Origin of the sequence: Microbacterium sp. CPCC 204701, assembly GCF_004010105.1 — a bacterium.
Taxonomy (GTDB): domain Bacteria; phylum Actinomycetota; class Actinomycetes; order Actinomycetales; family Microbacteriaceae; genus Microbacterium.
The window spans coordinates 1-1,075 of record NZ_RRYE01000630.1 but is presented as its reverse complement, the minus strand read 5'-3'; the positions used below and the strand labels follow the sequence as shown (position 1 = coordinate 1,075).

The window sequence follows — 1,075 nt, the reverse complement described above, 5'->3', positions numbered from 1 at the left end:
GGGTGCACCTGCGCCACGGTGGCGACGACGTCAGTGGCGTAGGCCCCGTGCACGCCCGCGAACACCACCGGGTCGCCGGGGCGGAAGCCGTCGACATCGGCGCCCACCGCGGTCACGACGCCGGCCCCGTCGGCGCCGACGCGCCGGGGTGCGGTGATCGGGCCCGAAGCGCGGGCGCCGGAGCGGAGCTTCGCGTCGATGGGGTTCACGCCCGCCGCTTCCACCCGGATGACGACTTCACCGGGGCCGGCCACCGGGTCGGGGATCCCGGTCATGCGCAAGACCTCGGGTCCGCCGAACACGGTGTAGGCGATCGCGATGCTCATACCGGGCGCAACCCCGGCGCGCGTCGCGCGTATTCCCCGTTCACGCGGCCAAGGCTTTCTGGATGCGGGGCAGCGACACCGGCTCGGCGGTGCCGAGCGTCTGCGCGAACAGGCTGACGCGATACTCCTCGAGAAGCCACCGCGCGTGCACGAGCGCCGGGGGAGCGTCGCCGGGAGGCGGGACGACGCCGCCCGCATCGGCGTACAGCGCCGTGGCGCGCTCGAACTCGGTCATGCGCTGGCGGTCGCGGCCGGGATTGTCGGAGAGGGTTCGCACGCGGTCCAGCGCCCCGCGCAGATAGCGGGGGAGGTGCGTGAGGCGGGCGGTGCCCGTGCGCGACACGAAGCCGGGGAAGACCAGGCCGGCGAGCTGCCCCTTGACGTCGTTCAGGGCGCCGAGCAGCGTCAGCGAGTTCTGGTCGCGGATCGCACGCTCGACATCACGCGACGCGGTCAGGATTCGCGCCGTGAGCGACACGGTCTGGAACAGCTCGTCGACGACCGATGCCGAGAACGCGTCGCGCACCGCCTCGAACCCCGCGCGGGTGCGCACCACCGCGTCCGGCGCAGTGCGCGCGATGACGGCATCGGCCACCGACACGCGCGCGTCCTCGATCAGCGCCTTGGCCGACGGGTACGGGGATGCCGCGAGCGCCAGCTTCTCGGCGGAGGTCAGGTGCTCGAGCACGTACGCGGCCGGCGACGCCACCGAGAGCAGCACGAGGCGCCGCACGCCCGCCCGCGTCGCG

The 1,075-nt window shown here is 74.0% G+C and carries 2 protein-coding genes; both read right to left on the bottom strand.

All coding sequences use genetic code 11. From position 1 onward, the window contains the following. Positions 1-326, bottom strand: a 326-nt coding sequence (locus tag EIO58_RS18460; protein WP_164861891.1) for an alcohol dehydrogenase catalytic domain-containing protein, incomplete at its 3' end; no start/stop codon positions are given. A gap of 40 nt (positions 327-366) precedes the next feature. Continuing rightward, the coding region (locus EIO58_RS18455; protein WP_127820609.1) for a DUF3418 domain-containing protein at positions 367-1,075 on the bottom strand (709 nt) is incomplete at its 5' end.